The sequence below is a fragment of the Embleya sp. NBC_00896 genome, assembly GCF_045207785.1.
Taxonomy (GTDB): domain Bacteria; phylum Actinomycetota; class Actinomycetes; order Streptomycetales; family Streptomycetaceae; genus Embleya.
In genome coordinates this window covers 5,906,992-5,929,034 of record NZ_CP108776.1, presented here as the reverse complement: position 1 = coordinate 5,929,034, position 22,043 = coordinate 5,906,992, and the positions used below count along the sequence as shown (strand labels likewise).

Genomic DNA, 22,043 nt, shown 5'->3' with positions numbered 1-22,043 from the left:
TCTTGCCTGCTCGCGGGCGCGCACCCGGACGCAACCCGGATTCGCCCTTCGCTCGGGCGCCGTGAGCCTTCCGTTGACACGTGTCGCATCCGTACGGTCACCGTGATCAACGACCACTGGGAACAGGGGTGCTCGTGGGGTTGGTACGACGAGTGGGACGCACGGTGTCGATGGTGCTCGCGGGGCTGGCCCTGTCCGGCGCGACGCTCGCGTGCACGACGGACGGTGCGCGGAGCCCGCGGGCCACGTTGACGGTGGTGTCGTTACCGCACGACCCCGAACAGGGCTCGGCCTGGTTCGGCTGGACGGTGCGGTTGAACGGCGACCGGCACCAGCAGAGCAGCTACCGCCTGATCATCTCGAACGACCCGTACGCGATCGACACGATCACCTCCGGCGGCGTGGACCCCAACGCCTGGGACAGCGGGGTCGTGCACTCGGCGCAGTACAACGACCTGCGACCGTCGGGCTTCCGCTACGAGCCGGGCACGACCTACTACTGGAGCGTGCGGGTCCGGGACGAGCAGGGCCGCGACTCCGACTGGAGCGCGCGCGACCAGTGGACGGCGCCGCGGCGCTGACCGGCCGTTCAGCACACCACCTTCGCCGCGCGCAGTGCGCCGATCCGGTCGGCGAACCCCAGTTCGGCGAGGATCTCGTCGGTGTCGGCGCCGAGCGTGGGAGCCGGTCGGCCCAACCGCGCGGGCGTGCCGCCGAATCGGGCCGGGTGGCGCGGCTGGCGCAGGCGGCCCGCGGTCGGGTGTACGTCGTCCTCCAGCAGCCCCACGGCCGCGACGTGCGGGTCGGTCGCCAGCTCGCCCGGGCCCAGGACCACGCCGCACGGCACGTTCTCGGCCTCCAGGCGCGCGATGCCCTCGGCGACGGTGAGCTTGGTCGCGGCCTCGTGGCAGCGGGTGACCAGCGCGTGCCCGAGCTCGCGGTGGCGGCGGCGCTCGGCGATCGTGGCGACGCGCGGGTCGTCGTACCCCTCGACCCCGAACGCCCGGCACATGCCCGCGAAGTCGGCGTCACCGGTCGGGGTGGCGATCCCCCAGCCGTCGAGGAACGCGTACGGGCGCACGTCCGCGACGAAGCTGCCGGGCTGGCTGCCGTCGCCGTCGCGCAGCACGTCGTTGCCGGCCGAGTCGACCCACAGGAACGAGATCACCGCGTCGAGCATGGACAGTTCCAGGTGCTGACCGCCGCGTCCGCGCTCGCGGGCGAACAGCGCCGCGGTGATCGCCTGGGCGGCGGTGAGCGCGGTGACCTTGTCGGCCAGGGCCTGGTTGGAAAAGCGGGGACGACCGGTCTCGGGGTCCTTCTGGTTCTCGGCGATCCCGCTGTACGCCTGGATCACCGTGTCGTACGCGCCCTTGCCGGCGTAGGGTCCCTCGGCGCCGAAGCCGGAGATCGAGCAGTACACGAGGTCGTCGCGGCGCACGTCGGCGTAGCCGAGGCCGAGCCGTTCGGCCACCCCGGGCCGCCAGTTCTGCACGACGATGTCGGCCTCGGCGATCAGCGCCCGGACGATCTCGCGGCCCTCGTCGGTGCGCAGGTCGACCGCGACGCAGCGCTTGCCGCGGTTGCACATTTGATAGAGCGCGCTGATGCCGCCGGTCGCGGTGCCGATCCAGCGCGAGATGTCGCCGATGCCCGGGCGCTCGACCTTGATCACGTCGGCGCCCTGGTCGGCGAGCAGGGCCACCGCGTACGGGCCGGTGGCGGCGGCGGACAGGTCCACGACGCGCACGCCGGCGAGCGGCCCGTCGATCGGAACACGTTCCACTACGTTCCCCCTTGACCCGGGCCTCGACCCGACGGCGCGGCCGGTCGATCCGACGGCATGACGAAAACAGGTTCTCTCTCACAGGTCAAGGCTCTGGCCTCTTCACGAGGTCCGGCGGAGAATCCGGCAGCGTCCCGATGGCGGGATTCGCCGGCGTTCCGGTGTGGGAACGCGGCACACAGCTACGGAGGATTCGTGACCAACCCGATCGGGCCGCTCACCGCGGCCGACGAGGGCTTCCATCACCAGGTCGCCGAGACCTTCGCGACCGTGGCCACGACCGACCCGTCGTGGACCGAGAAGGTGTGCGCGATGGCCGCGGCCCGGGACGGCAGCCTGCAACTGGGCTTCGGGCTCGGCAAGTACACGAACCGCAACGTGATGGACTGCTACGCGGGTGTCTCCCGCGGCGTCGAGCAGCTCACCGTGCGCGCGTCGCGCCGCCTGTCGCCCGAGCCGCACACCACGGTGGTGGGGCCGATCCGGTACGAGGTGATCGAGCCGCTCAAGGTGGTCCGCTTCGTGTTGGAGCCCAACGAGGCCCAGCCGATCGCGTTCGACTGGACCTTCGAGTCGGTCGTCCCGGCGGTGTGCGAGGACCGCACGCACAACCGGCGCGCCTACCGCACGACGGCCGACCTGGTCCGCTACCACCAGACGGGGGTCGCGTCGGGCTGGGTCGAGGTGGCCGGCGAACGCACCGAGATCACTCCCGACACGTGGGTGTCGACACGTGACCACTCGTGGGGCACGCGCTACGACGTCGGCTCGCCCGCAGCCGACCTCGAACCGGCCGGGATGCCCGCGTCGATGTCGTTCCGGATGATCTGGGCGCCGATCCTGATGGAGCGTCCGGACGGCAGCCGGTACGCGCTGTTCCTGCACTACCAGATCACCAGCGCGCCGGGCTTCGCGCAGAAGCGGGTGATGGGCGGGGTCGAGCACCCCGACGGCCGGGTGGAGGAATGGGCCGACCTGGTGCCGGACCTGAGCTACGACCCGGTCAACCGTCGACTGCGCGGCGGCACATTGCACGCCACGATGGCCGACGGGTCGGCGCGCCCGTTGCGGATCGAGGTGGTCTCGGACACCGGCTTCCACCTGGGCGCGGGCCTGTACTTCGGGCTGGACGGACGCCACCACGGCGAGTGGCGCGGCGACCTGCACGTGGACGGCGAGCGTGTCGCCGACTGCTCGACCCCCGAGCAGGCGCGCCGGCTGCACCAGATCCGGGACACCGTCGTCAAGGTCACCGACCCGGTCGGCGGCGGCGTCGGTTGGGGCAACTGCCAGCCGATCGTGACGGGCGCGGACGAGACCCTGGGGCTGACCGCGGAGTCGTCGTTCATGTAGCCAGGCGCAGCACGGGGTCGGGTGGGCGGCCCGCCCGACCCCGCGTCGTCAGGACGGCGGGGTGGCCTGCCCGATGATCGTCGCCGAGGACTGCGGGTCGTACGCGTGCTCGGTGCCCGCGTGCTCGGTGCCGTGGCCGTCGAAGGCGTGCCGCACGTCGGCGGCGGGCGCCGGCGGAGCGGGTTTCGGCGTGGCGGACGCGGAGTCGCGCCGGATCTCGGCCATCCCGCGCTTGAGCGAGTCGCGCAGCAGCTTGCCCGTCGGACGTTCGACGAAGCGGTGGATCGCCCAGGCCACCGGCACCATCAGCGCGACCACACCGACCAGGAGCGTGGCGGCCGGAACCCGGTCCCGGAACTGCCGGATGATCGTCATCCCGATGTACATGTGGATGACGTAGAGCGGGTAGGTCAGCGCGCCGGCCGTGGTCAGCCACTTCCACTGCACGCGATCGAACCGGCCGAGCGCGGCGCCGGCCATCACCGCGAAGCACAGCAGGATGGTGAACCGCACCGGCCAGCCCGGCACCGACGTGTAGTGCGGATCGCCCAGGTTGATCTTCATCCGCAGCTCGACGTAGTGCTGGGCCAGCACGAACGAGATACCGACGATGCCCCAGAGCACCGCGTTGGGCTTGAACCGGTACATCAGGAAGAACGCGATGCCCGCGACGAAGTAGGGCGAGTAGGCCGGCATCGTCCAGGTCGCGAGCAGGTCGTTCCCGACCTTGGGGGTGATCATCGCGCCGACGGTCCAAATGCCGCAGAACAGCACACATTTGCGGTACGTCACGCCGGTGGCCACGACGATCGCGAAGACGATGTAGAAGCGCAGTTCGGTGAACAGCGTCCAGTAGGCGCCATCGACGTCCGGGACGTTCAGCCCCGTCTGCAACATGGAAAAGTTGGACAGGATGATGTCCAGATCATCCGCCTTGTACACCTGGGGCCAGACCGTCAGGACACCGGTGGTCAGCAGGATCCCGGCCCAGTAGGCGGGATAGAGCCGAGAGGCCCGGGAGACCACGAAGTCGCCGAGCGAACGCCCCCAGGCGCTCATGCAGATGACGAACCCGCTGATCAGGAAGAAGAGGTCGACGCCCAGCCAGCCGTACTGGGCGAACTTGTGCAGGGTGGGGAAGATCGCGTTCGGATCGCTGCCCCAGCCGCCGGGCAGGGAGACGTAGTGGTAGAGCACCACGGTGAGCGCGGCGACCAGGCGAAGCCCGTCCAGGACGTAGAGGCGGGCGGCCGCCTGCGGCGGGGCGGACACGCCGCCCCGATCACCCTTCGTGGCACGCCACACGGCCTTCTCCCTCCATTGATTCGGATCCTCCGGTCCCCCGGACGTCACCGTCGTCGGCCGGCGGCAGACCGCGCGGGGCCCGACGAGCCGTCGCAGTGTAGGGGTCCGCCGACCGGACGAACGACGGCATCGGCGAGCGTGTCGCCGGCGCCGCTGCGCGCGGACCGCCGGAGCGCGACGACCGTGATCGGGATCCCTGCCCGGCATGTGTTCCGGTGAACACGCAGCGCGAGCCATACGATGCTGGCGACCTTGATCAGGGGAAGGGACTCCATCGATGCGCAGGATCCTCATAGTCGGTGCCGGGCAGTCCGGGCTTCAACTCGGCCTCGGACTGCTGGCCCACGGCTACAACGTGACCATCATGACCGAGCGGACCCCGGACGAGATCCGCGCGGCCCGGGTGACCTCGACGCAGATCATGATGCCGTCGACGATCGAACTGGAGAAGCCGTACGGGCTCGACCTGTGGGCCGACCAGGTGCCACCGATCCCGCGCGCGGGGTTCACCATCCCGGGCCCGGACGGCACTCCGGTGGTGAACTGGCTCGGCGAGATGGGCGGCGCACAGTCGGTGGACCAGCGGATGAAGATGCCCGCGTGGATGGAGCTGTTCGTGGAGCGCGGCGGCAACCTCGTCGTGCACCCCGTCGCGGTCTCCGACATCGACTGGTACACCCGCAACTACGACCTCGTGGTGGTGGCCGCCGGCAAGGGCGAACTGGTGTCGATGTTCGACCGGGATCACGACAAGTCCGAGTTCACCACGCCACAGCGCCAGTTGGCGGTCGCGTACTTCCACGGCGCCACCCCCCGGCCCGAGGTCGGATACGACGCGCTGCACGTGAACGGCATCCCCGAGGCCGGCGAGATCATCATGTTCCCGGGCCTGACGCTGTCCGGCCCCTGCGACATCATCCTGCTCGAGGCGGTCCCGGGCGGCCCGCTCGACGTGTTCGGCGGCGTCCGCGACCCCGACGAGCACTGGGCCCTGATGCGCGAGCTGGTCCGGCGGTTCGCGCCGTGGGACCACGACCGGATCAGCCGGGCCGAGCTGACCGACCCGATGTGCGTGCTCAGCGGCGGATTCTCCCCGATCGTGCGCAAGCCGATCGCCGAACTCCCCTCCGGCGGCCTGGCCCTGGGCATCGGCGACGTCCTGGTCACCAACGACCCGCTGAGCGGACAGGGCTCCAACAACGCGGCCCGCGCGGCCGACCTGTACCTGCGGGCGATCCTGGCCCACGGCGACCGGCCGTTCGACGCCGAGTGGATGCAGACCCTCTTCGACGCCTTCTGGGACCGTGCCCGACACGGCGTGAAGTTCTCCACATCCCTGCTGGGCGCGCCGCCGGCGCATGTCCAGATGCTGATGGGCGCCGGGAACGAGAACCCGGCGGTCTGCGACGCGATCATGAGCGCCTTCGACAACCCGGTGGAGTTCGAGGAGTTCATGTACGACCCGGAGAAGACCAAGGCGTTCCTGGCGAAGGTGGGGGCGCTGTAGGGGGTTGAGCCACGGCGGGGCGGGCGGGGCGCCGATCGGTTTCGGGGTGAGGTCCACCGGATCGAGGGAGCCGGGTCGGTGCGGTTCGGCGCGTCAGCGCCCACCGACCGGGTCACGCTCGTGATCGACGAGCGCAGCGAGGAGAGCGGCCGGAGGCCGCAGGTTTTCACTGACGTCGACGGCCCGGAGCTTGCGGAGGGACGGCGACGTGCGAGCGGAGTGCCGCTTTTTCTCGGAGGAGCGTAGCGGGGGAGAGAAAAAGCGGTGCTTCGGGAGCCGGCGGCAAAGCCGCCCATAAAAAAGAGCCCGACCCGAGAGCAAGGCTCTCGGGTCGGGCCTGCCGGTCGCGCCCCGGGTGGGGGTGGGGACACGAGCGGCCGGGGATGCGAGATCCCCGAACGGCTACAGACCCTGGGGGGGATTGGGCTGCGCCTGGGCCACCCGGAAAGGGGGGAGTCCCGTTGGTTTCCGGATGGACCGTCGTTCAGAAGGCTAGTAAAAACCGTGGCCGAAGAACACCTGTCGACCCGCCCGGATTTGGTCTCGGACGAGGGTTTAAGGCCCACTTAAGGGTCGACTCCGCCCGATGTGCCGGGCGGCACACGAGCCACCACACAGAGTCAGGAAATCGGGGTTCGTCGCCGTCCGCGCCGACCCTTCACGGCGCGGCGACTCCTGCGTGTGACCGAGGTCGCACGGCCTGCCCCGAGCCGAACACTGATCTCCGTCCCGCCGAGCATCGACCGCCCCACCTCGACCTCTCCGCCGGTGGCCTCGGCGAGCCGCCGCACGATGTCCAGTCCCAGACCCGTCGAGCCCTCCCCGCCCTCGCCGTGCCCGCGCCGCAGCGCGGCCTCCGCGTCGGCGATGCCCGGGCCGCCGTCGGCCACGAGCAGGATCACCGCGTCCTTGCCCGAATGCAGCGTGACCGAGAACGGCACGCCCTCCTCGGTGTGCCGGAACACGTTCCCGAGCATCGCGTCGATCCCGGCCGCCAGTTCGCCCCGGGGCACCGGAACCCGCACCGGCACGTCCGCGCCCACCAGTTGCCACGGCCGGTCCTCGTCCTCGGCGAGCGCGGACCAGAAGTCCATCCGGTCGCGGACCACCTCGGCCGCGTCGCAGCCCACGAGTTCGACGCTCGCGCTCTGCCGCCGGGCCGTGCGGATCAGCTCGTCCACCTCGCGTTCCAACTGCGCGACCGCGTTCCGGGTCTGCTCGGCGACCGGATCCTCGCCCAGCGCCGCCGCGTTCAGCCGCAACGCGGTCAGCGGGGTGCGCAGCCGGTGCGACAGGTCGGCGGCCATCTCCCGCTCGTTGGCCAGCAGTTGCTCGACCCGATCCGCCATCGTGTTGAACGACGTGGCGGCCTCCTGGAGTTCGGACGGCCCCTGTGGCGTGATCCGCGCCTCCAAGTCCCCCGTACCCAGCGACCGGGCCGCCGAGGCGAGGCCCCGCGCCGACCGCACGACCTGCGCGCCGAGCCGGTCCGCGACCACCACCGAGCCGCCGACGAGCACGACGGCGACGCCGGTCAGGACCAACCACGCCGTGGTCACGCCGTGGTCCAGGTCGCCGTCCGGGACGTACACCTCGATCACCGTGATCCGCCCCTGGTCCAGCACCAGCGGTTGCAGCAGCGCCCACCCGCTGCCCGCCCGGACCCGGAACGCGCGGGCCGACTCACGGGCCGTGGCGATGCTGCGCTCGCTCGCGCGCGGGCGGCCGAGTACGGATCCGTCCGGCAGGTGGATCGCGATCCGCCCGCTCGAACCGGCCGGCACACTCGCCACCGCCGGCTCCAGCGCCGCCCGATCGGTCGTGATCACCAACGCCGGTTGCAGCGCCGCGGCCTGCCGCTCCGCGTCGGTGAACGTGCGGTCCGCGGCGATCTCGCGAATCACCAGCACCAGCGGGATCAGGAACGCCAGGGCGACCATCGTGGTGACCGCGAGCGAGACCCGAACGAGCGTCCCGCGCAGGCCCCTCGGCGGTCGCGGGGGCTTCCCGGCCGGCCCGTCCTCGGTCGCGGCCGTCCCGCCCGGGTCGGCCCTCACGCCGGCGGCTCCAGCTTCACCCCGACACCACGCACGGTATGCAGGTATCTCGGCTGCCGGGCCTTCTCGCCGAGCTTTCGGCGCAGCCACGACAGGTGTACGTCGATCGTCTGGTCGTCGCCGTACGACTGGCCCCACACCTCGGCCAGGATCTCCCGCCGCGGCACCACGGTCCCGGCCCGAGCCGCGAGGAAGGCCAGCAGGTCGAACTCACGCCGCGTCAGCTCCAGCGTCCGACCGTCGAGTTCGGCCTCCCGGCGGCGGATGTCGATCCGCAGTCCGCCGGTGGTGAGCACGTCTCCCGCGGTCCGGCCACGCGCGCGACGCAGCACCGCGGACAGCCGGGCGCCCAGGTGTTCGCCCGAGAACGGCTTCGTCACGTAGTCGTCGGCGCCGGCGTTGAGCAGTCGCACCACCTCGGCCTCGTCGTCGCGCGCGGTCGCGATGATCACGGGCACATCCGATATGCCGCGCAACATCTTCAATGCCTCGGAGCCGTCCAGATCAGGCAATCCGAGGTCCAGAATGACCACGTCGAAGGGATATTGAGCCACTTCGCGCAATGCTTCGAGAGCTGTTCCGACGCTCCGAACCGTGTGAGAGGCCGAGGTGAGATATCGGATCAACGCGGAACGAACGAATTGGTCGTCCTCGACCACGAGCACCTGTGCCATGGTTCGGAACCGTACTCGTACTCCCCGGTCCACCCCGCCTCGGAGGGGGAACACCGTGGCGGAAGGATAGGGCTCGTGCGGAGAACCATCACGTCGATCTCGGTCTGGCTCGCGGTGACCGCGGTCGCCGTCGCGCTGTCCTGGTGGGGTGTCCGAAGCGTGCTGCGCAACACCGTGTTCGAGGCGCCGCAGGCCCCCACGTTCACCGCCGGGGACGAGCCGCCGCCGCCCGTGACGGCCTCGCCACCGGTACCCGACGCGGTCACGACCAGCGCCGCGCCGGACCTGATCTCCGCGACCAACCGCACCCCCGCGTCCTCGTCCGCCCCGCCGTCCACCAAGCCCCCGACGACGTCGGCCCCGCCGCCCACGCAAAAGCGCGCCGATCAGCTCGCGAGCGCGGTACAGAGCTTCGAGGTGCGCGGCGGGCGGGCGTCGTTCAAATACCAGGCGACGTCCGCGACGCTGGTCGCGGCGACCCCGAACACGGGGTGGTCGGTCAAGGTGTGGCCCAGCACCACGTGGATCCGGGTGGACTTCACCAACAACGGACGCACCTCATCGGTGTTCGTCGTGTGGAACGGCCACGACCCGACCGCCTCGACCTACGAGGGCTGACGGCGCCGGGCCCGGGGCTCGACCGAAGCCGCCCTCGCTATCGACGCTTCCCCGCCACCGCGAACTCCGCCACGAGCGCCTTGTCGAACGCCGGCAGATCCTCCGGCTTGCGGCTGGTGACCAGCGTGTTCGTCCCGGCGGTACACACCACCACGGCCTCGTCGAGCCAGGTCGCGCCGGCGTTCTCGAGGTCGGTGCGCAGACTCGGCCACGACGTGAGCTGCCGGCCGCGAACGACATCCGCCTCGATCAGCGTCCACATCGCGTGACAGATCGCCGCGACCGGCTTGCCCTCCTCGAAGAACCGCCGGATGAACTCGACCGCCTTGGGCTGGGTCCGCAGGAAATCCGGATTGCCGACCCCGCCGGGCAGCACCAGCGCGTCGAAGTCGCCCGAGCCGACCGCGTCGATGCCCGCGTTCACGTGGAACGTGTCGGCCCGGTCGAAGTGGTCGAAGCCCTGCACCTCGCCGGCCTTCGTGGAGATCAGTTTCGGGGTACCCCCCGCCCGTTCGACGGCCGTCCACGGCTCGGTCAGCTCTACCTGCTCGACGCCCTCGGGGGCGACGAGAAACGCGACGGTGAGGCCCTGAAGCTCGGATGCCATGCATCCCTCCCAAACGGTGACGGCTACGTGCCTTCGCCTGCCCGTCACCCACGGGGCCAAACACCGGGCGCGATCGGTGCCGCTGGGGCCGCCCTAGAGGTCCTCCAGCACCCCGGCCGCCGTCGTCCGCAACCCCCGGGCCGAGCGCGTGGCGGTGTTGTACGCCTCGTCGCCGCGGCCGTCGGAGAACGCGTTCGCCGCCTGGATCAGGCCCTGCGCGCCCTTGAGCACGTCGACCGCCGCCGCCAGCAACGCCTCGCCGCGCGGGTCCTGGCCCGCCTCCCCGGCCATCCCCGCCAGCTGCTGGGTGAGCACCGTCAGGCGCATGTCCACGCCGCGCGCGCCCGAGAGCGGGGCCGGCCTCGGGTCGCGCACCGACGGGACGCCCTGCCGCGGCATCGGCACGCCCTCGGGGCCGCCGCACAGCGGGCACGTCTCGCCGAGCGCGAGCAGCCCGCGCTCGGGATGCCGCGGACACGGGGCGGAGCGCGGCCGCGCGTCGGCGGCGTCCCGGGCCCGCCCGCGCCGCCGCCGGTTCTCGCAGAACAGGCACTTGTCCCGCGCGTCCTCGTCGACCGGGCCGTACGGATGCTCGTTGCACAACGTGGTCGGGACGGGCGCGACCAGTTGTCCGAGCAGCCGACGCGTGTTCGCCAGTTGCTCGGCGATCGCGTCGTACGCCTCGGGCGGGCTGGTGTTGCCCAGGAGGTCGACCATCTCCATCAGGTTCTTGGTCGAGCGGACGAGTGCCTTCGTATCAGGTGCCACGCCTATGGACTGTAAATGATCGGCGGGACATCACCGCACGATCAGGACTTCGAGGGTCCTGGGCCCGTGTACCCCCTCGACCCGGTCGAGCTCGATGTCGCTGGTCGCGGAGGGCCCGGAGATCCAGGTCTGCGGCCGTCCCGGGGCCAGTCGTTCCAGCGCCCGCGGGACCGACGCGACGACGTCCGCGGCCCGCACGACGCACAGGTGCCAGTCCGGCACCAGGCTCAGCGCGCGCCGCCCCTGCCCCGGCCCGGCGTCGAGCACGATGGTGCCGGTCTCGGCGATCGCGACGGCGGACGCGGTGAGCACCCCGTCGGTGCCGTCGAGATCGGCGACCGACAACATGGGCCCGTTATTAATAGGACTGTCGTACAACCATCCGTCCGGTACGCACACCCCCTCCCCCAGCCCGGCCGTCCACCCGTCCGGCAGCCCCGCCGGGATCACCACCCGCCGGGCCCCGCGCCGCTGCACCGCCCGCGCGATCGCGTCCGCGAGGTCGTCCTCGGCGACCTCGTGCACGAGCGCCCGATAGTCGCGCAGGTGCTCGACGAGCAGTTCGAGCACGCCTTCGCCCACGTGCTCCCGCGCGTACTCGCGCGGCACCGCGAACACCTCGTCGCGCGGCACGTCCACAAGGGCCGCGCGCACCCGGGCCAGGATCACGTCACGCGCACTCATCGGCCGTCCTCCTCGGTCTTCCTCGGCGCGCCGGCGGCCCCGCTCCCGGGCCCGCTCCGCTCGCGCACCCACCAGTCCCGGAACGACTCGGCCGGCACCTCCGGGATCGACCGGCTGTCGGTCCACGCCGCGCCGGGGCCCGGCGCCCGCTTGGGGATCAGCTTGCGCGAGCGCGCCGCGACGCGCTGTACCCTCCGCAACCGCTTCGGGTCGTCGAGCACCCACTCCGCCGCCTTCATCGCGGCCTTCTCGGCCCGGTGCCCGCCACCCTCGACGACCTGTTCGCGCAGGTGCACCAGCACCTCCGGGATGTCGATCGCGACCGGGCACACCTCGTAGCAGGCGCCGCACAGCGAGGACGCGTACGGCAGCGACGCGGTCTGCGCGTCGACCTTCCCCGTCGCGACGCCCTTGAGCTGCGGCACCAGGATCGCGCCGATCGGGCCCGGATACACCGAGCCGTACGCGTGCCCGCCGGTGCGCTCGTACACCGGGCACACGTTCAGGCAGGCCGAACACCGGATGCAGCGCAGCGCCTGCCGACCGGTCCGGTCCGCCAGCACGTCCGTGCGGCCGTTGTCGAGCAACACCAGGTGGAAGTCCTGCGGGCCGTCGCCGGGCGTGACCCCCGTCCACATCGACGTGTACGGGTTCATCCGCTCCCCGGTCGAGCTGCGCGGCAACAACTGGAGGAAGACCTCCAGGTCGGCCCACGTGGGGACGACCTTCTCGATCCCCACCACCGAGATCAGCGTGTCCGGCAGGGTCAGGCACATCCGCCCGTTGCCCTCCGACTCGACCACCACGAGCGTGCCGGTCTCGGCCACGATGAAGTTCGCGCCCGACACCGCGACCCTCGCGCTCAGGAAGCGCTCGCGCAGGTGACGGCGCGCGGCCTCGGCGAGCGCGGCGGGCTCGTCGGTCAGGCCCTCCGGGGCCGGGATGCCCCACTCCCCCATCTCGCGCACGAAGATCTCCCGGATCTCCGCGCGGTTGCGGTGGATCGCGGGCACCAGGATGTGCGAGGGCAGGTCGTCGCCCAACTGCACGATCAGCTCGGCCAGGTCGGTCTCGTAGGCCCGGATCCCCTCGGCCGCGAGCGCCTCGTTCAGCCCGATCTCCTGGGTCACCATCGATTTGACCTTGACCACCTCGGTCTCGCCGGTGGCCTTGACCAGGTCGGCGACGATCCGGTTCGCCTCGGCCGCGTCGGCGGCCCAGTGCACCGTGCCGCCCGCGGCGGTGACCGCCGCCTCGACGGCGAGCAGGTGCTCGTCGAGCCGGCGCAGCGTCCGGTCCTTGATCGCGGCACCGGCCGCGCGCAGTTCGGCCCAGTCGTCGAGTTCGTCGACCACCAGGGCCCGCTTGTCGCGGATCGTGTGGGTGGCCTTGCGCAGGTTGTGCCGCAACTGGGCGTCGCCGACGGCGGCCCGCGCGGCCTCCGGGAACGGGGGCATTCCCACGAACGTGGCGCCCGTGGGTGGACCGGTGCCGCTCATGCGGGTCATGCGGGCTCCTTCTCGGTGGAGGCGAGGATTTCCGCGAGGTGCAGCACCCGCATGCCGGTGCGCTGCCGATCCATCAGGCCGCCGATGTGCATCAGGCACGAGTTGTCCGCGGCGCACAACACCTCGGCGCCGGTGCCGGCCGCGTGCCGGACCTTGTCGGTGCCCATCGCGGTGGACACGTCGGGGTTCTTGACCGCGAACGTGCCACCGAAGCCGCAGCACTCCTCCTCGCCGGGCAGGCCCAGCAGTTCGAGGCCGCGCACCTCGCGCAACAGCGCGGTGGGCCGGTCGCCGAGCCTCATCAGCCGCCGCGAGTGGCAGGTGGGGTGGTAGGCGACCTTGTGCGGGAAGTAGGCGCCGACGTCGGTCACCCCGAGCACGTCGACGATGAACTCGGTGAGGTCGTACACCTTCGGCACCACCGCCGCGACCGCGTCCGCGAGGGTGTGGTCCTCGGCCCGTGCGGCGGCGCGCGGGTGGTTGTCGCGGATCATCGCGCCGCACGACCCGGACGGCGTGACCACCGCGTCGTAGCCCGCGAAGGTGTCCGCGAACCGGCGGACCATGGGCTCGATCCGCCTGCCGTAGCCGGTGTTCCAGTGCATCTGTCCGCAGCACGTCTGCGCGGCGGGAAAGTCCACGTCGCAGCCGAGCCGCTCCAGGAGGCGCACGACGGCCTGCCCCGTGCGGGGGTAGAGCGTGTCGTTCACGCAGGTGATGAACAGCCCGACGCGCATGCGGGCGGCCTCCTCGCAGGTCGGTGGGTCCGAATCGAGATTCGAACGTGTGGTCTGACCACACTGTGGTGTGCACACGCTAAGGGCATGTCATGCTGTGCCACAAGACGGGTCGGTGGCGGCGCGTCCACGAGACGTGGGTGGGGCGGACGCGGGCGGCGGGCCCGCGCCCCGACGCGAAGGGGAAGGGAGACCCGGTGACAGACGGCCCGGACTGGCGCCCGGTCAAGCGCGTGCGCGCGTTCGAGGAGGTCGTCGCGCAGATCGAGGAGCAGATCGCGACCGGCCGCCTGCGCGCGGGCGACAAGCTCCCCGGCGAGCGCGCGCTCGCCGCCGCGCTCGGGGTCAGCCGCCCGTCGGTCCGCGAGGCCATGCGCGTCCTGGAGGCGATGGGCGTGCTGGTCGCCAACACCGGCAGCGGTCCGGAGGCCGGCGCGATCCTGGCCGGCTCGGCGGGTCCGGCGTTGACCGGCGTGCTCGGGCTGCATCTGGGCCTGGCCAACTTCGCCGTGGACGACGTCGTCGAGACCCGACTGCTGATCGAGTCGTGGGCGGTCGAGGCGGCGGCGCGGCACGCGAGCGAGGCCGACCTGGCCCGACTGCGCGCGATCGTGGAGGCGATGGAGGCGCCGGACGTGTCGGCGGAGCGGTTCAACGAGCAGGACACCGAGTTCCACACCGCGATCGCCGAACTGTCGGGCAACGCCCTGGTGGCCACGTTCATGCGGGCGCTGCGCGACACCGTGCGCCGGCACCAGCAGCGCGCACTGGCCGAACTGGGCCCGGACATCGGCGCGTTGCGCGCGGACCACCGGGCCATCCTGGCCGCGATCGAGGCCCGCGATCCGCGCGCGGCGGCCGACGCGCTCGCCACGCACCTGCGCCGCGCCTACCCGAACGTGGCCCGCGTACAGGACTGACGCACCGTCACCACCGAGGTTCGACAGCGCGTTCGCCCCGAATCGGGCAAACCGTCGAACGCTCTGGTAACTCACCGCGTTCGCCCGGCATACTGCGCGGCAACGTACAGCGCAGGAGGTCGCGAGAATGCTCGGGCACGACCGGATCGACGCGGAAACGTACCACCGGGACATCGTTCCCGGGCTGCTCATCGGCGAGCCCGGCGAACGCGCCGCGGTCGGCCTCGCCGGGCTCGCCCCGCTCGGCATGCGGATCGGGGACGCCGCCTGGACCTATCGCCCGGACGCCTCCCGGCTGCGGATCGTGGAGGGGATCGACGACGACGCGACGTGTGTCGTGCGGCTCTCCCCCGACGCGTGGACCGACCTGGTCACGCTCATGCGCACCGCCGCGGCGCTCGCGATCGCGGGCGACGTGCACGCGGAACGCGGCAGCGTGCTGGACCTGTTCGGGTGGGAGCCGGTGCTGCGGGCGCTGTACCAGGGCATCGAGATCTACCTGCCGCACGGCCCCGAGGTGCGCGACCGGCACGGCCGATCGGTGGACCTGGGCGCCGAACTGACGCTCGATCACTCGGACCGGGAGCTCGCCGACCACTTCGACGCGACCGGCGTGATGCGGGTGCGCGGGGTGTTCTCCGCCGCCGAGGTCGCCGCGTTCGAGGCCGAGGTGGCCCGGCTCGCGGCCGAGGCCGCGCCCGGCGACGACCGTTCGTGGTGGGCGGTGGACGAGGCCGGCGAGGACGTGCTGTGCCGGATCGTGTACGCGAGCGAGCGCTCGGAGCTGATCGCCTCGCTCGCGCGCGACCCGCGCCTGGTCCGGCTCGCGACGCTGCTGCACGACGACCTCGCGGCGACCACGGATCGGATGGAGGGGATCTCGGTCCTGCTCAAGCCGCCGGGCCGGCTCAAGGGACTGGCGAACATCCCGTGGCACACCGACTGCGGACTCGGCGGACACCACATCATGTGCCCGTCGGTCGCGATCGGGATCCAGCTGACCGGCTCGTCCGCGGCCACCGGCTACCTGGAGGCGATCGCCGGCTCGCACGGGCGGACCTGTCCGCAGCCCTCGCCGAACGATCATGCGAACCTGCCCTACCTCACGGTCCCCACCGACCCCGGCGACGTGACCGTGCACATCGCCGACGTCCTGCACGCGTCGCCCGCGCCCGCCGGGGAGGGCGGACGGCGCACGATGTACGTGACGTTCCAGCCACCCTCGCTGTTCGAACACGTCGGACCGGGCGAAGCCGTCAACGATCTCATCCGCAGCCGTACCGCGGTCGAGGTGGAGGCCGGTCTGGGATTGTGAGTTCGACGCCTTCGCGGCGCCCCGGGTCGGACGCTCCGCGGCCGCGGCCGGGGAACGCCCGGACCCGGTCAGCCGCGCTGGGCGGCCCGCGGGCTCGCGGCGGCGGCGATCGCGGGCTCGGCGCCCGGGATCCCCGGCTCGACACCCGACATCGCGGGCTCGACGCTGAGGATGCGGTCCAGGTGGGTGATGCGCAGGACCCGCGCGGGCTGCGGGCCGACGCCGCACACCACGACGTCGCCGTCGCGGTCGCGCAACCTGCGGAAGCCGTACACCAGGCTGCCCAGGCCCGAGGAGTCGATGAAGGGGACACCCGAGAGGTCGATGCGCAGGCTGCGCGCGCCGTCGTCGACGAGGCGGTCGACGGCCTGGCGGAACACCGGCGCCGCCGTCATGTCCATGTCGCCGTGGACCGACACGGTGCCACCCAGGTCGGCAGCCAACGCGGTGTGCACCACGCACGGGCGGGCGGAGAACGATGTGTGATCGACATCGTCCGGTGGGAGATCGTCAAGGCTCATGGGGAGCACTCCACCTGATCAAGTGTCGGCTCGGCCGCGCGCGTCGCGACCGCTGGTCCGGTCCGAGCGTCCAGGATCCGTCGCCCCGATCGCGCCGGGTCCGCGCCGCCCGGCAGGATCGGGCGCACGGGCCCTGATCCGGCCGGATCGGGGAGACGGGCTCCGGGACGAACCATCTCATCCATCCCGGAATGCACGCTCGCATCGGCACCCTACTCGCCGCATCGGCCCCAAGTGGACCGTCTTCCCCTATAGGTGTGATTCCCCGCGAACCGCCACGCCGGCGACCCTCCCGGTCGTACCGTGAAGGTTGCGCGACTGCCGGCGCGAGCCGGCTCGAAACGCACGGACGCAAGGGATTCCGTAGCCATGACCGGACAACGCCCCTCGAGCGACGAGCGGGGCCGCAACACGCAGGAGCCGGCCGCCCATCGGCGGACCAACGGCTTCAAGCCACCGCACGCCCCGGACGAGCCCGAGGCCGCCCTGTGGTCACCCGCCGAGGTGCTCGACGAAAGCGACACCGGCGTGGTCGTGTTCACGCCCGGGGGCACCGTGCGCTACCTCAACCCGGCGGCGCGGCGGCTGCTGCCGGACTGCGTGGCCGGCGGCGGCTATCCGACCCTGCCCGCGACCGGCGCGACCTGGAACGGCGAGGTCGACGATCGGCGCGTGCGCGGTCGGCGGGCCGTGCTGGGCGGCGGACACTACGCGTGGTACGTCCAGGACACCACCGCCGAACGGCGACGCGAGGACGCGCTGTTGGCCGAGCGCAGGCGCAAGGTCTTCCTCGCCGAGGCGGGCCGAGTGCTGGCCGCGACGACCAACCCGCGCCGGTTGACCGACCTGGTGACGACGCTGCCGGCCCGCGAACTCGCCGACTGGGTCGCGCTGTCGGTGCCCAGCATGGAGGACGGCCGGCTGCGCACGACCTACGCGCCGGCGACCGGTTCGCCGATAGCCCGCGTGACGACCGGCCTCGGCGCCGCCTGGACCGCGCCCGCCGGCGTCGGCCGGGTGCTGCGGACCGGGCGACAGGAACTGCACCCGCTGATGGACCACGCGCTGCTCAGCCGGTTGGTGCCGATCGAGGCGGTCGCCGACCTGATGGCGGTGGACGCCCGGTGCGCGCTGGTGGTCCCGGTGCCCACCGACGACGACGCGCCCTCCGTACTGACGTTCGTGCGCGCGGCGACGTCGGATCCGTTCGCCGAGGAGGAGATCGCGCTCGCCGTCGACTACGCCGAGCGGGTGGGTGTCGCGCTGCGCACGTCGCGCCTGTACGTCGAGCAGGACCGGCGCACGCTGCTCCTCGCCGAGGCGCTGGTGCCGGGCCCGCTGCCGGAGGTGCCGGGTGCCCGGATCGCCGCGCGCTACCGACCGGTCTCGCTGACCAACGGCCTCGGCGGCGACTTCTACGCCGTACACCCCACCGCCGACGCGGGCGCATGGGCGTTCTCGGTCGGCGACGTGTGCGGACGCGGCACGCCGGTGGGCATGTTCAGCTCGCGCTCGCTGCTGATACTGCGCACGGCCGCGAGCGCGGGATGCGGTCCGGCCCGCCGCATGGGCATCCTGGACGGGGAGTTGACCCGCGGCGACCCATCGCTCGTGCTGACCGCGATCACCGGCGACTGCTCGGTGCGCGCGGACGGTTCGGCGCTGATCCGGCTGACCTGCGCGGGACATCCGCCACCGCTGTGGATGGATCCGGCCGGTCGGGTGCGGGCGATGGAGTTCACCGATCCGCTCGTGGCCGGCATCCCGGGCACCGTGTTCACCGAGCGCGAGTTGCTCCTGCCGCCCGGCTCGACCCTGCTGCTGTACAGCGACGGCGTCACCGAGGCGCGCGACGCGGACGGAACGGCCTACGGCGTGGAGACGCTGCGCCACGATCTCGCGTCCTGCGCGGGCATGCCGGTCGACGCGCTCGTCGAGCGGCTGGAACACCGGCTGATGCTGCACCTGGCCGATGCCCCGGTGGTGGACGACGTGGTCCTGATGGCCATTCACCTCCCCTACCGGGACGGCGACAAGGCCCTGCCGTTGCTGGTCGAACTCGACTACCCGGCCCCCGATTACCCGGCCCCCGACGACGATCCGGACGGCGTATGACGCACGTGGTCTCCGACGAACTCGACCTGTTCCTGGCGCACATCGGGCGCGCGGACGAGGTCGAGGCGCTGACCCTGGTCCGGAACCTGCTGGGCAAGGGGGTGCCGGGCGGGCAGTTGCTCACCGAACTGGTGATCCCGGCGCTGCGCGCGGTCGGCGACCGGTGGGCGACCGGCGAGTGGTCGGTGGCCCGCGAGCACGGCGCCTCGCACGTCACCGGGCGGGTGGTGCGGCTGATCGCCGACGCGACGCCGCGGCCGCGGTCCGAGGTACGGGTCGTGGTGTGCTGCGCGCAGGGCGACTGGCACGGGCTCGCGTCCACGATCCTGGCCGCGCTGTTGCGCACGCGCGGGATCGACACGACGGTGCTGCCGCCCGGCACGAGCGCGGGCGAACTGGCCCGGATACTGCCCGATTCGGGGGCCGGTTCGGTCGCGCTGAGCTGTACGGTCTCGACCGCGTTGCCGGGGGCCCGCGGCATGGTCGAGGTGGCCCGGCGGGTCGGCCTGCCGGTCCTGGTCGGCGGCCCGGGCTTCGGCCCGGACGGCCGGTGGGCGGGCGTGATCGGCGCGAACGCCTGGGCCCCCGACGCCACGCGGGCCGCGGACGCGCTGGCCGCCCCGGACTGGCCGGTGGTCACCACCCCGGCCCCGCGGCTGCGCCATCTCCCGGACGCGGCGCACGACGGGGTCGGCCTGCTGCGGGCGCCGCTGGTCGCGGCGGGGATCTCGGCGATGGTCCCGATCGAGGGCGAGTGCTCCGACAGCACGATGCGGGACGGCCTGGTCACCGCGGTCGACGCCCTGGCGGTCGCGCTCTACCTCGACGACGACTCGGTGTTCGTCGACTTCACCCGCTGGTTCGCCGACGTGCTGACCCACCGCCGCGTCCCGCCGGAGGCCCTGCCCGCCGCCTACCGCGCCTTCGCGACCCGCCTGACCCACGTCCCGCGAGCACGGGACACCCTGACGGCGGCGGGGGCGGTCCTGTAGCGGGGGCGGTCCTGTAGCAAGGGTGGTCGGGCTAGCCCGTCGCGGTCAGGTCGTCGTCGGTTTCGTCGTCCGCGGAGAGGGCTTCCGGGAGGTCCGGGTGGACGTCGAACAGGCGGCGCAGGCCCAGGGCGGTGAAGACGCGGTTGACGTGGTGGTCGTTGTTGCTGGGCATGACCAGGCGCAGGGTGCCGCCCGTGGAGCGCAGCAGGCGTCTCGCGGCGACCAGGGTGCCGATGCCGGTGGAGTCGAGGAATTCGACTTCGGTGAGTTCGAGGACGATCCGATGGTGGCCGTCGGCGACCGCGCGTCTGACGTGTTCGCGAAGTTCGGGGACGACGGCGTAGTCGACCTCCCCGAGCACGTGCAGCACGGTCCAGTCTTGGAGATCGTCCTTGATCACCTGAAGAGTCACGCTTCGGCAGTCCCCTCGCCCATCGTGTCCTCGGCCGCGAGGCAGGAAGCACGGAACGATCGGCGACCCGTCTCCCATCGGATGCGCCGACGGATCCGGGACTACACCTGGATACGTGGCTCGGGAGCCGGGTTGTCGGCCCGGCCTGTGACCTACCGTAGTGGGCCGCAGAGACCGAGGCAGTGACGATCCGGTCACGTACACGTCTCGTTTGCAGGGTACACGGATCCTCTGCGGCCATCGCGGAGTACGGTTTTCCGCTTTGTGCGCACCCTCGATGACAGACCGTCACATCGGACGATCCGTCAGCAGCCGTCCCTCACGAGCACGGCCACGGGACGTCCGCGACCACCGTGCACGAGCCCGGCGCGACCTCGGTGAAGCCCGCGTCCCGCACCACCGGCCGCCCGCTCGTCGCCAACGCCGGCCACGCGGCGGGGGCGGGCGACCGTACCGCGAGGTCGAAGTCGCGTGCGGCCCACTCCTTGCGCGCCGCCGCGCCCAGCTGCATCCACGCGATGTGGGCACCGTGTCCGACCTGCGCCATGGCCTTGCCCGCGGTCATCTCCAGCGTGGGGTTGAGCCACAGCACCGGCTGCCCGGGGGCGGGCGCCGGCGGCGCGGCCGGCTCGTCCAGGTCCGTGCCCGAGACCTGCAATTTGGCGAGATCCTTGGGCCATCCGTCGAGCGGGATCGGCGGATAGACCCGGACCTCCGCCGTGCCGTGCGCGACCGTGATCCCGGGCAGCGTGTTCGCCCGGCGCCATTCGCCGCCCCGGGCCCGGCGCACGACCTTGCGGATCCGATACCCCTGCCACGCCTCGACGGCGGCGTGCCACTCGCCTTCGGGATCGGCGGACCGATCGTCGGCCAACAGGACGAGGACGGCTCGCGCCGCGGCCTCCAGGGCGTCGGTACGGGCGGGCGGCTCGTCCTTCTCGATGTGGGCGACGAGGGGCAGGACGTATTCGACGGTGCTCACGCAACGATCATGCCTTGTTCGTGGCCGCTTGGCCCTGATGGGGCCGGGGCTGCGGGTGCGTCTTGGTTGGGTGGGATGTTCGCGCCCACCCGTCCGTTGCGATTTGTGTGGTGGCTGCGGTTTCAGGGGCCCTCGGTGGGGCCACGTCGGGCCTATGCGCCCGCTCGGGTTGCGGTCAGGAAGCGGGTGATGGTGCCTATGGCGTTGGTTGATTCCGGGATTGTCGGTTCGATGGCGGGCCAGGCGTGGGGGACGTCCGGGACCAGGTGTGCTTCGACCGGTACTCCCGCGGCGGCGGCTCGGGACGCGAGGGCCGTGCTGTCGCCCAGCAGGGCCTCGTGGCAGGACGCCAGCACGAGCATCGGGGGCAGGCCGGTCAGGTCGGCGAAGAGCGGGGAGGCCAACGGGTCGCCGGGGTCGTGGAGTTGCAGGTAGAGCTCGGCCGCCTCCTGGAGCGACTTCTTCGAGATCAGCTGGTCCGTCGCCGCGTTCGAGTCGTATGTCGGTTTCGTGACCGTCAGGTCCACCCACGGCGACAGCAGCACCAACCCGGCCGGCATCGGCACCTGCGCCCCCCGCGCCGCCACCGCGAGCGAGGTGGCCAGACCGCCGCCCGCCGAGTCGCCGCCGACGAACGGGGGGAAGCCGTCCTGCTCCCGTGTCTCCTCCACGAGCGCGCTGTACACGCTCGCCACGTCGTGCAGCGCGGCCGGGAACGGACCCTCGGGCGCGAGCCGGTAGTCGGCCAGGACCACCCTCGCGCGCGCCGCCAGGGCGATCCGAGACCCGAGGCCGAGCCAACCGTCGGCGTCACCCATCCGGTAGCCGCCGCCGTGCAGGTAGAGCAGCGTCAACGCCGGCTCCGGTACCTCCAGGAACGTGCACGGCACGCCGCCCAACAACTCCTGACGTACCGTCACGCCCGGTTCCGGGTCCTCGCGATAGGCCGCCGTGCCGCGCCGCCGCGCCGCCAACTCCTCGGACGCGCCGCGCCCCTCGCGTACCGGCGGCAGATTCCAACCGTCCAGGCTCATCATCCGTGCCCCTCCCCATGTCCCCGTGTCGCCATGCCGAACGCCGAATGCCACACCGGGCCCGCCGATCATGTGCCCCGTCCCGCCCGGCTCAGTCCTGCGGCGCTGGAAGCTTCGGGTAATTCCGATGCCGGATCAAGGGCCGGAT

The 22,043-nt window shown here is 72.1% G+C and carries 21 protein-coding genes; 8 read left to right on the top strand and 13 right to left on the bottom strand.

Annotated features, from left to right (window positions below):
* Positions 1-152 precede the first annotated feature (152 nt).
* Positions 153-581: a hypothetical protein gene (locus OG928_RS26850; protein WP_406288256.1), complete on the top strand. Its 429-nt coding sequence runs from the start codon at positions 153-155 to the stop codon at positions 579-581.
* Between the two features lie 8 nt (positions 582-589).
* Here OG928_RS26850 and OG928_RS26845 read toward each other — a convergent pair whose 3' ends face one another.
* Positions 590-1,786 (bottom strand): CaiB/BaiF CoA transferase family protein, encoded by a 1,197-nt coding sequence (locus OG928_RS26845; RefSeq protein WP_406288253.1) that lies wholly within the window; start codon positions 1,784-1,786, stop codon positions 590-592.
* Between the two features lie 195 nt (positions 1,787-1,981).
* On the opposite strand from OG928_RS26845, the gene OG928_RS26840 reads away from it, so the two are divergent.
* A complete protein-coding gene (locus OG928_RS26840; protein ID WP_406288252.1) occupies positions 1,982-3,139 on the top strand; it encodes a hypothetical protein in 1,158 nt (385 codons plus the stop codon).
* Positions 3,140-3,187: 48 nt separating this feature from the next.
* On the opposite strand, the gene OG928_RS26835 is transcribed toward OG928_RS26840, so the two are convergent.
* Positions 3,188-4,444, bottom strand: coding sequence for an acyltransferase family protein (locus OG928_RS26835; RefSeq protein WP_406288251.1), 1,257 nt, complete (start codon positions 4,442-4,444; stop codon positions 3,188-3,190).
* A gap of 277 nt (positions 4,445-4,721) precedes the next feature.
* Between OG928_RS26835 and OG928_RS26830 the strand changes: the two genes are divergently transcribed.
* Positions 4,722-5,951, top strand: a complete 1,230-nt coding sequence (locus OG928_RS26830; protein WP_406288248.1) for a styrene monooxygenase/indole monooxygenase family protein — start codon at positions 4,722-4,724, stop codon at positions 5,949-5,951.
* Between the two features lie 620 nt (positions 5,952-6,571).
* Here OG928_RS26830 and OG928_RS26825 read toward each other — a convergent pair.
* Both OG928_RS26825 and OG928_RS26820 read right to left on the bottom strand, forming a co-directional pair.
* The gene (locus tag OG928_RS26825) at positions 6,572-7,933 is read right to left on the bottom strand and encodes a sensor histidine kinase (RefSeq protein WP_406291224.1); all 1,362 of its coding nucleotides are present in this window, start codon (positions 7,931-7,933) and stop codon (positions 6,572-6,574) included.
* A gap of 71 nt (positions 7,934-8,004) precedes the next feature.
* Positions 8,005-8,682 carry a response regulator transcription factor gene (locus OG928_RS26820; RefSeq protein ID WP_406288245.1) on the bottom strand — a complete coding sequence of 226 codons (678 nt, stop codon included), beginning with the start codon at positions 8,680-8,682 and terminating at the stop codon, positions 8,005-8,007.
* 75 nt (positions 8,683-8,757) lie between these two features.
* Between OG928_RS26820 and OG928_RS26815 the strand changes: the two genes are divergently transcribed.
* Positions 8,758-9,300 (top strand): hypothetical protein, encoded by a 543-nt coding sequence (locus OG928_RS26815; RefSeq protein ID WP_406288241.1) that lies wholly within the window; start codon positions 8,758-8,760, stop codon positions 9,298-9,300.
* 37 nt (positions 9,301-9,337) lie between these two features.
* Here OG928_RS26815 and OG928_RS26810 read toward each other — a convergent pair whose 3' ends face one another.
* From OG928_RS26810 to OG928_RS26790, 5 genes are all read right to left on the bottom strand, one after another.
* A complete protein-coding gene (locus OG928_RS26810; RefSeq protein WP_406288239.1) occupies positions 9,338-9,907 on the bottom strand; it encodes a type 1 glutamine amidotransferase domain-containing protein in 570 nt (189 codons plus the stop codon).
* Positions 9,908-10,000: 93 nt separating this feature from the next.
* A complete protein-coding gene (locus OG928_RS26805) occupies positions 10,001-10,675 on the bottom strand; it encodes a hypothetical protein (RefSeq protein WP_406288237.1) in 675 nt (224 codons plus the stop codon).
* Positions 10,676-10,705: 30 nt separating this feature from the next.
* Positions 10,706-11,359, bottom strand: a complete 654-nt coding sequence (locus OG928_RS26800; RefSeq protein WP_406288235.1) for a lactate utilization protein C — start codon at positions 11,357-11,359, stop codon at positions 10,706-10,708.
* Positions 11,356-12,858 carry a lactate utilization protein B gene (locus OG928_RS26795; protein WP_406291222.1) on the bottom strand — a complete coding sequence of 501 codons (1,503 nt, stop codon included), beginning with the start codon at positions 12,856-12,858 and terminating at the stop codon, positions 11,356-11,358. The genes OG928_RS26800 and OG928_RS26795 overlap by 4 nt, the downstream gene beginning before the upstream one ends.
* Before the next feature lie 5 nt (positions 12,859-12,863).
* The gene (locus OG928_RS26790; RefSeq protein ID WP_406288233.1) at positions 12,864-13,604 is read right to left on the bottom strand and encodes a (Fe-S)-binding protein; all 741 of its coding nucleotides are present in this window, start codon (positions 13,602-13,604) and stop codon (positions 12,864-12,866) included.
* A gap of 197 nt (positions 13,605-13,801) precedes the next feature.
* Here OG928_RS26790 and OG928_RS26785 point away from each other — a divergent pair, with 197 nt between their 5' ends.
* Both OG928_RS26785 and OG928_RS26780 read left to right on the top strand, forming a co-directional pair.
* Positions 13,802-14,524, top strand: a complete 723-nt coding sequence (locus tag OG928_RS26785; RefSeq protein ID WP_406288231.1) for a FadR/GntR family transcriptional regulator — start codon at positions 13,802-13,804, stop codon at positions 14,522-14,524.
* A gap of 127 nt (positions 14,525-14,651) precedes the next feature.
* Positions 14,652-15,839, top strand: coding sequence for a phytanoyl-CoA dioxygenase family protein (locus OG928_RS26780; protein ID WP_406288229.1), 1,188 nt, complete (start codon positions 14,652-14,654; stop codon positions 15,837-15,839).
* 68 nt (positions 15,840-15,907) lie between these two features.
* On the opposite strand, the gene OG928_RS26775 is transcribed toward OG928_RS26780, so the two are convergent.
* Positions 15,908-16,360 (bottom strand): STAS domain-containing protein, encoded by a 453-nt coding sequence (locus tag OG928_RS26775; protein ID WP_406288227.1) that lies wholly within the window; start codon positions 16,358-16,360, stop codon positions 15,908-15,910.
* Between the two features lie 369 nt (positions 16,361-16,729).
* Between OG928_RS26775 and OG928_RS26770 the strand changes: the two genes are divergently transcribed.
* Together OG928_RS26770 and OG928_RS26765 are read left to right on the top strand one after the other, a co-directional pair.
* Complete coding sequence (locus OG928_RS26770; protein WP_406288225.1) at positions 16,730-18,475, top strand: SpoIIE family protein phosphatase; 1,746 nt, start codon at positions 16,730-16,732, stop codon at positions 18,473-18,475.
* Positions 18,472-19,467: a B12-binding domain-containing protein gene (locus OG928_RS26765; protein WP_406288223.1), complete on the top strand. Its 996-nt coding sequence runs from the start codon at positions 18,472-18,474 to the stop codon at positions 19,465-19,467. Before OG928_RS26770 ends, OG928_RS26765 begins: the two co-directional genes overlap by 4 nt.
* 31 nt (positions 19,468-19,498) lie before the next feature.
* Here OG928_RS26765 and OG928_RS26760 read toward each other — a convergent pair whose 3' ends face one another.
* The 3 genes from OG928_RS26760 to OG928_RS26750 all read right to left on the bottom strand — a co-directional run bounded on the left by OG928_RS26760 (position 19,499) and on the right by OG928_RS26750 (position 21,898).
* On the bottom strand, positions 19,499-19,879 hold the full coding sequence (locus OG928_RS26760; RefSeq protein ID WP_406288222.1) for an STAS domain-containing protein: 381 nt from the start codon (positions 19,877-19,879) through the stop codon (positions 19,499-19,501).
* Positions 19,880-20,198: 319 nt separating this feature from the next.
* Entirely contained in the window at positions 20,199-20,861 is a 663-nt protein-coding gene (locus OG928_RS26755) for a peptidyl-tRNA hydrolase (protein WP_406288220.1), read from the bottom strand.
* Between the two features lie 152 nt (positions 20,862-21,013).
* The gene (locus OG928_RS26750) at positions 21,014-21,898 is read right to left on the bottom strand and encodes an alpha/beta hydrolase (protein ID WP_406288218.1); all 885 of its coding nucleotides are present in this window, start codon (positions 21,896-21,898) and stop codon (positions 21,014-21,016) included.
* Positions 21,899-22,043 lie beyond the last annotated feature (145 nt).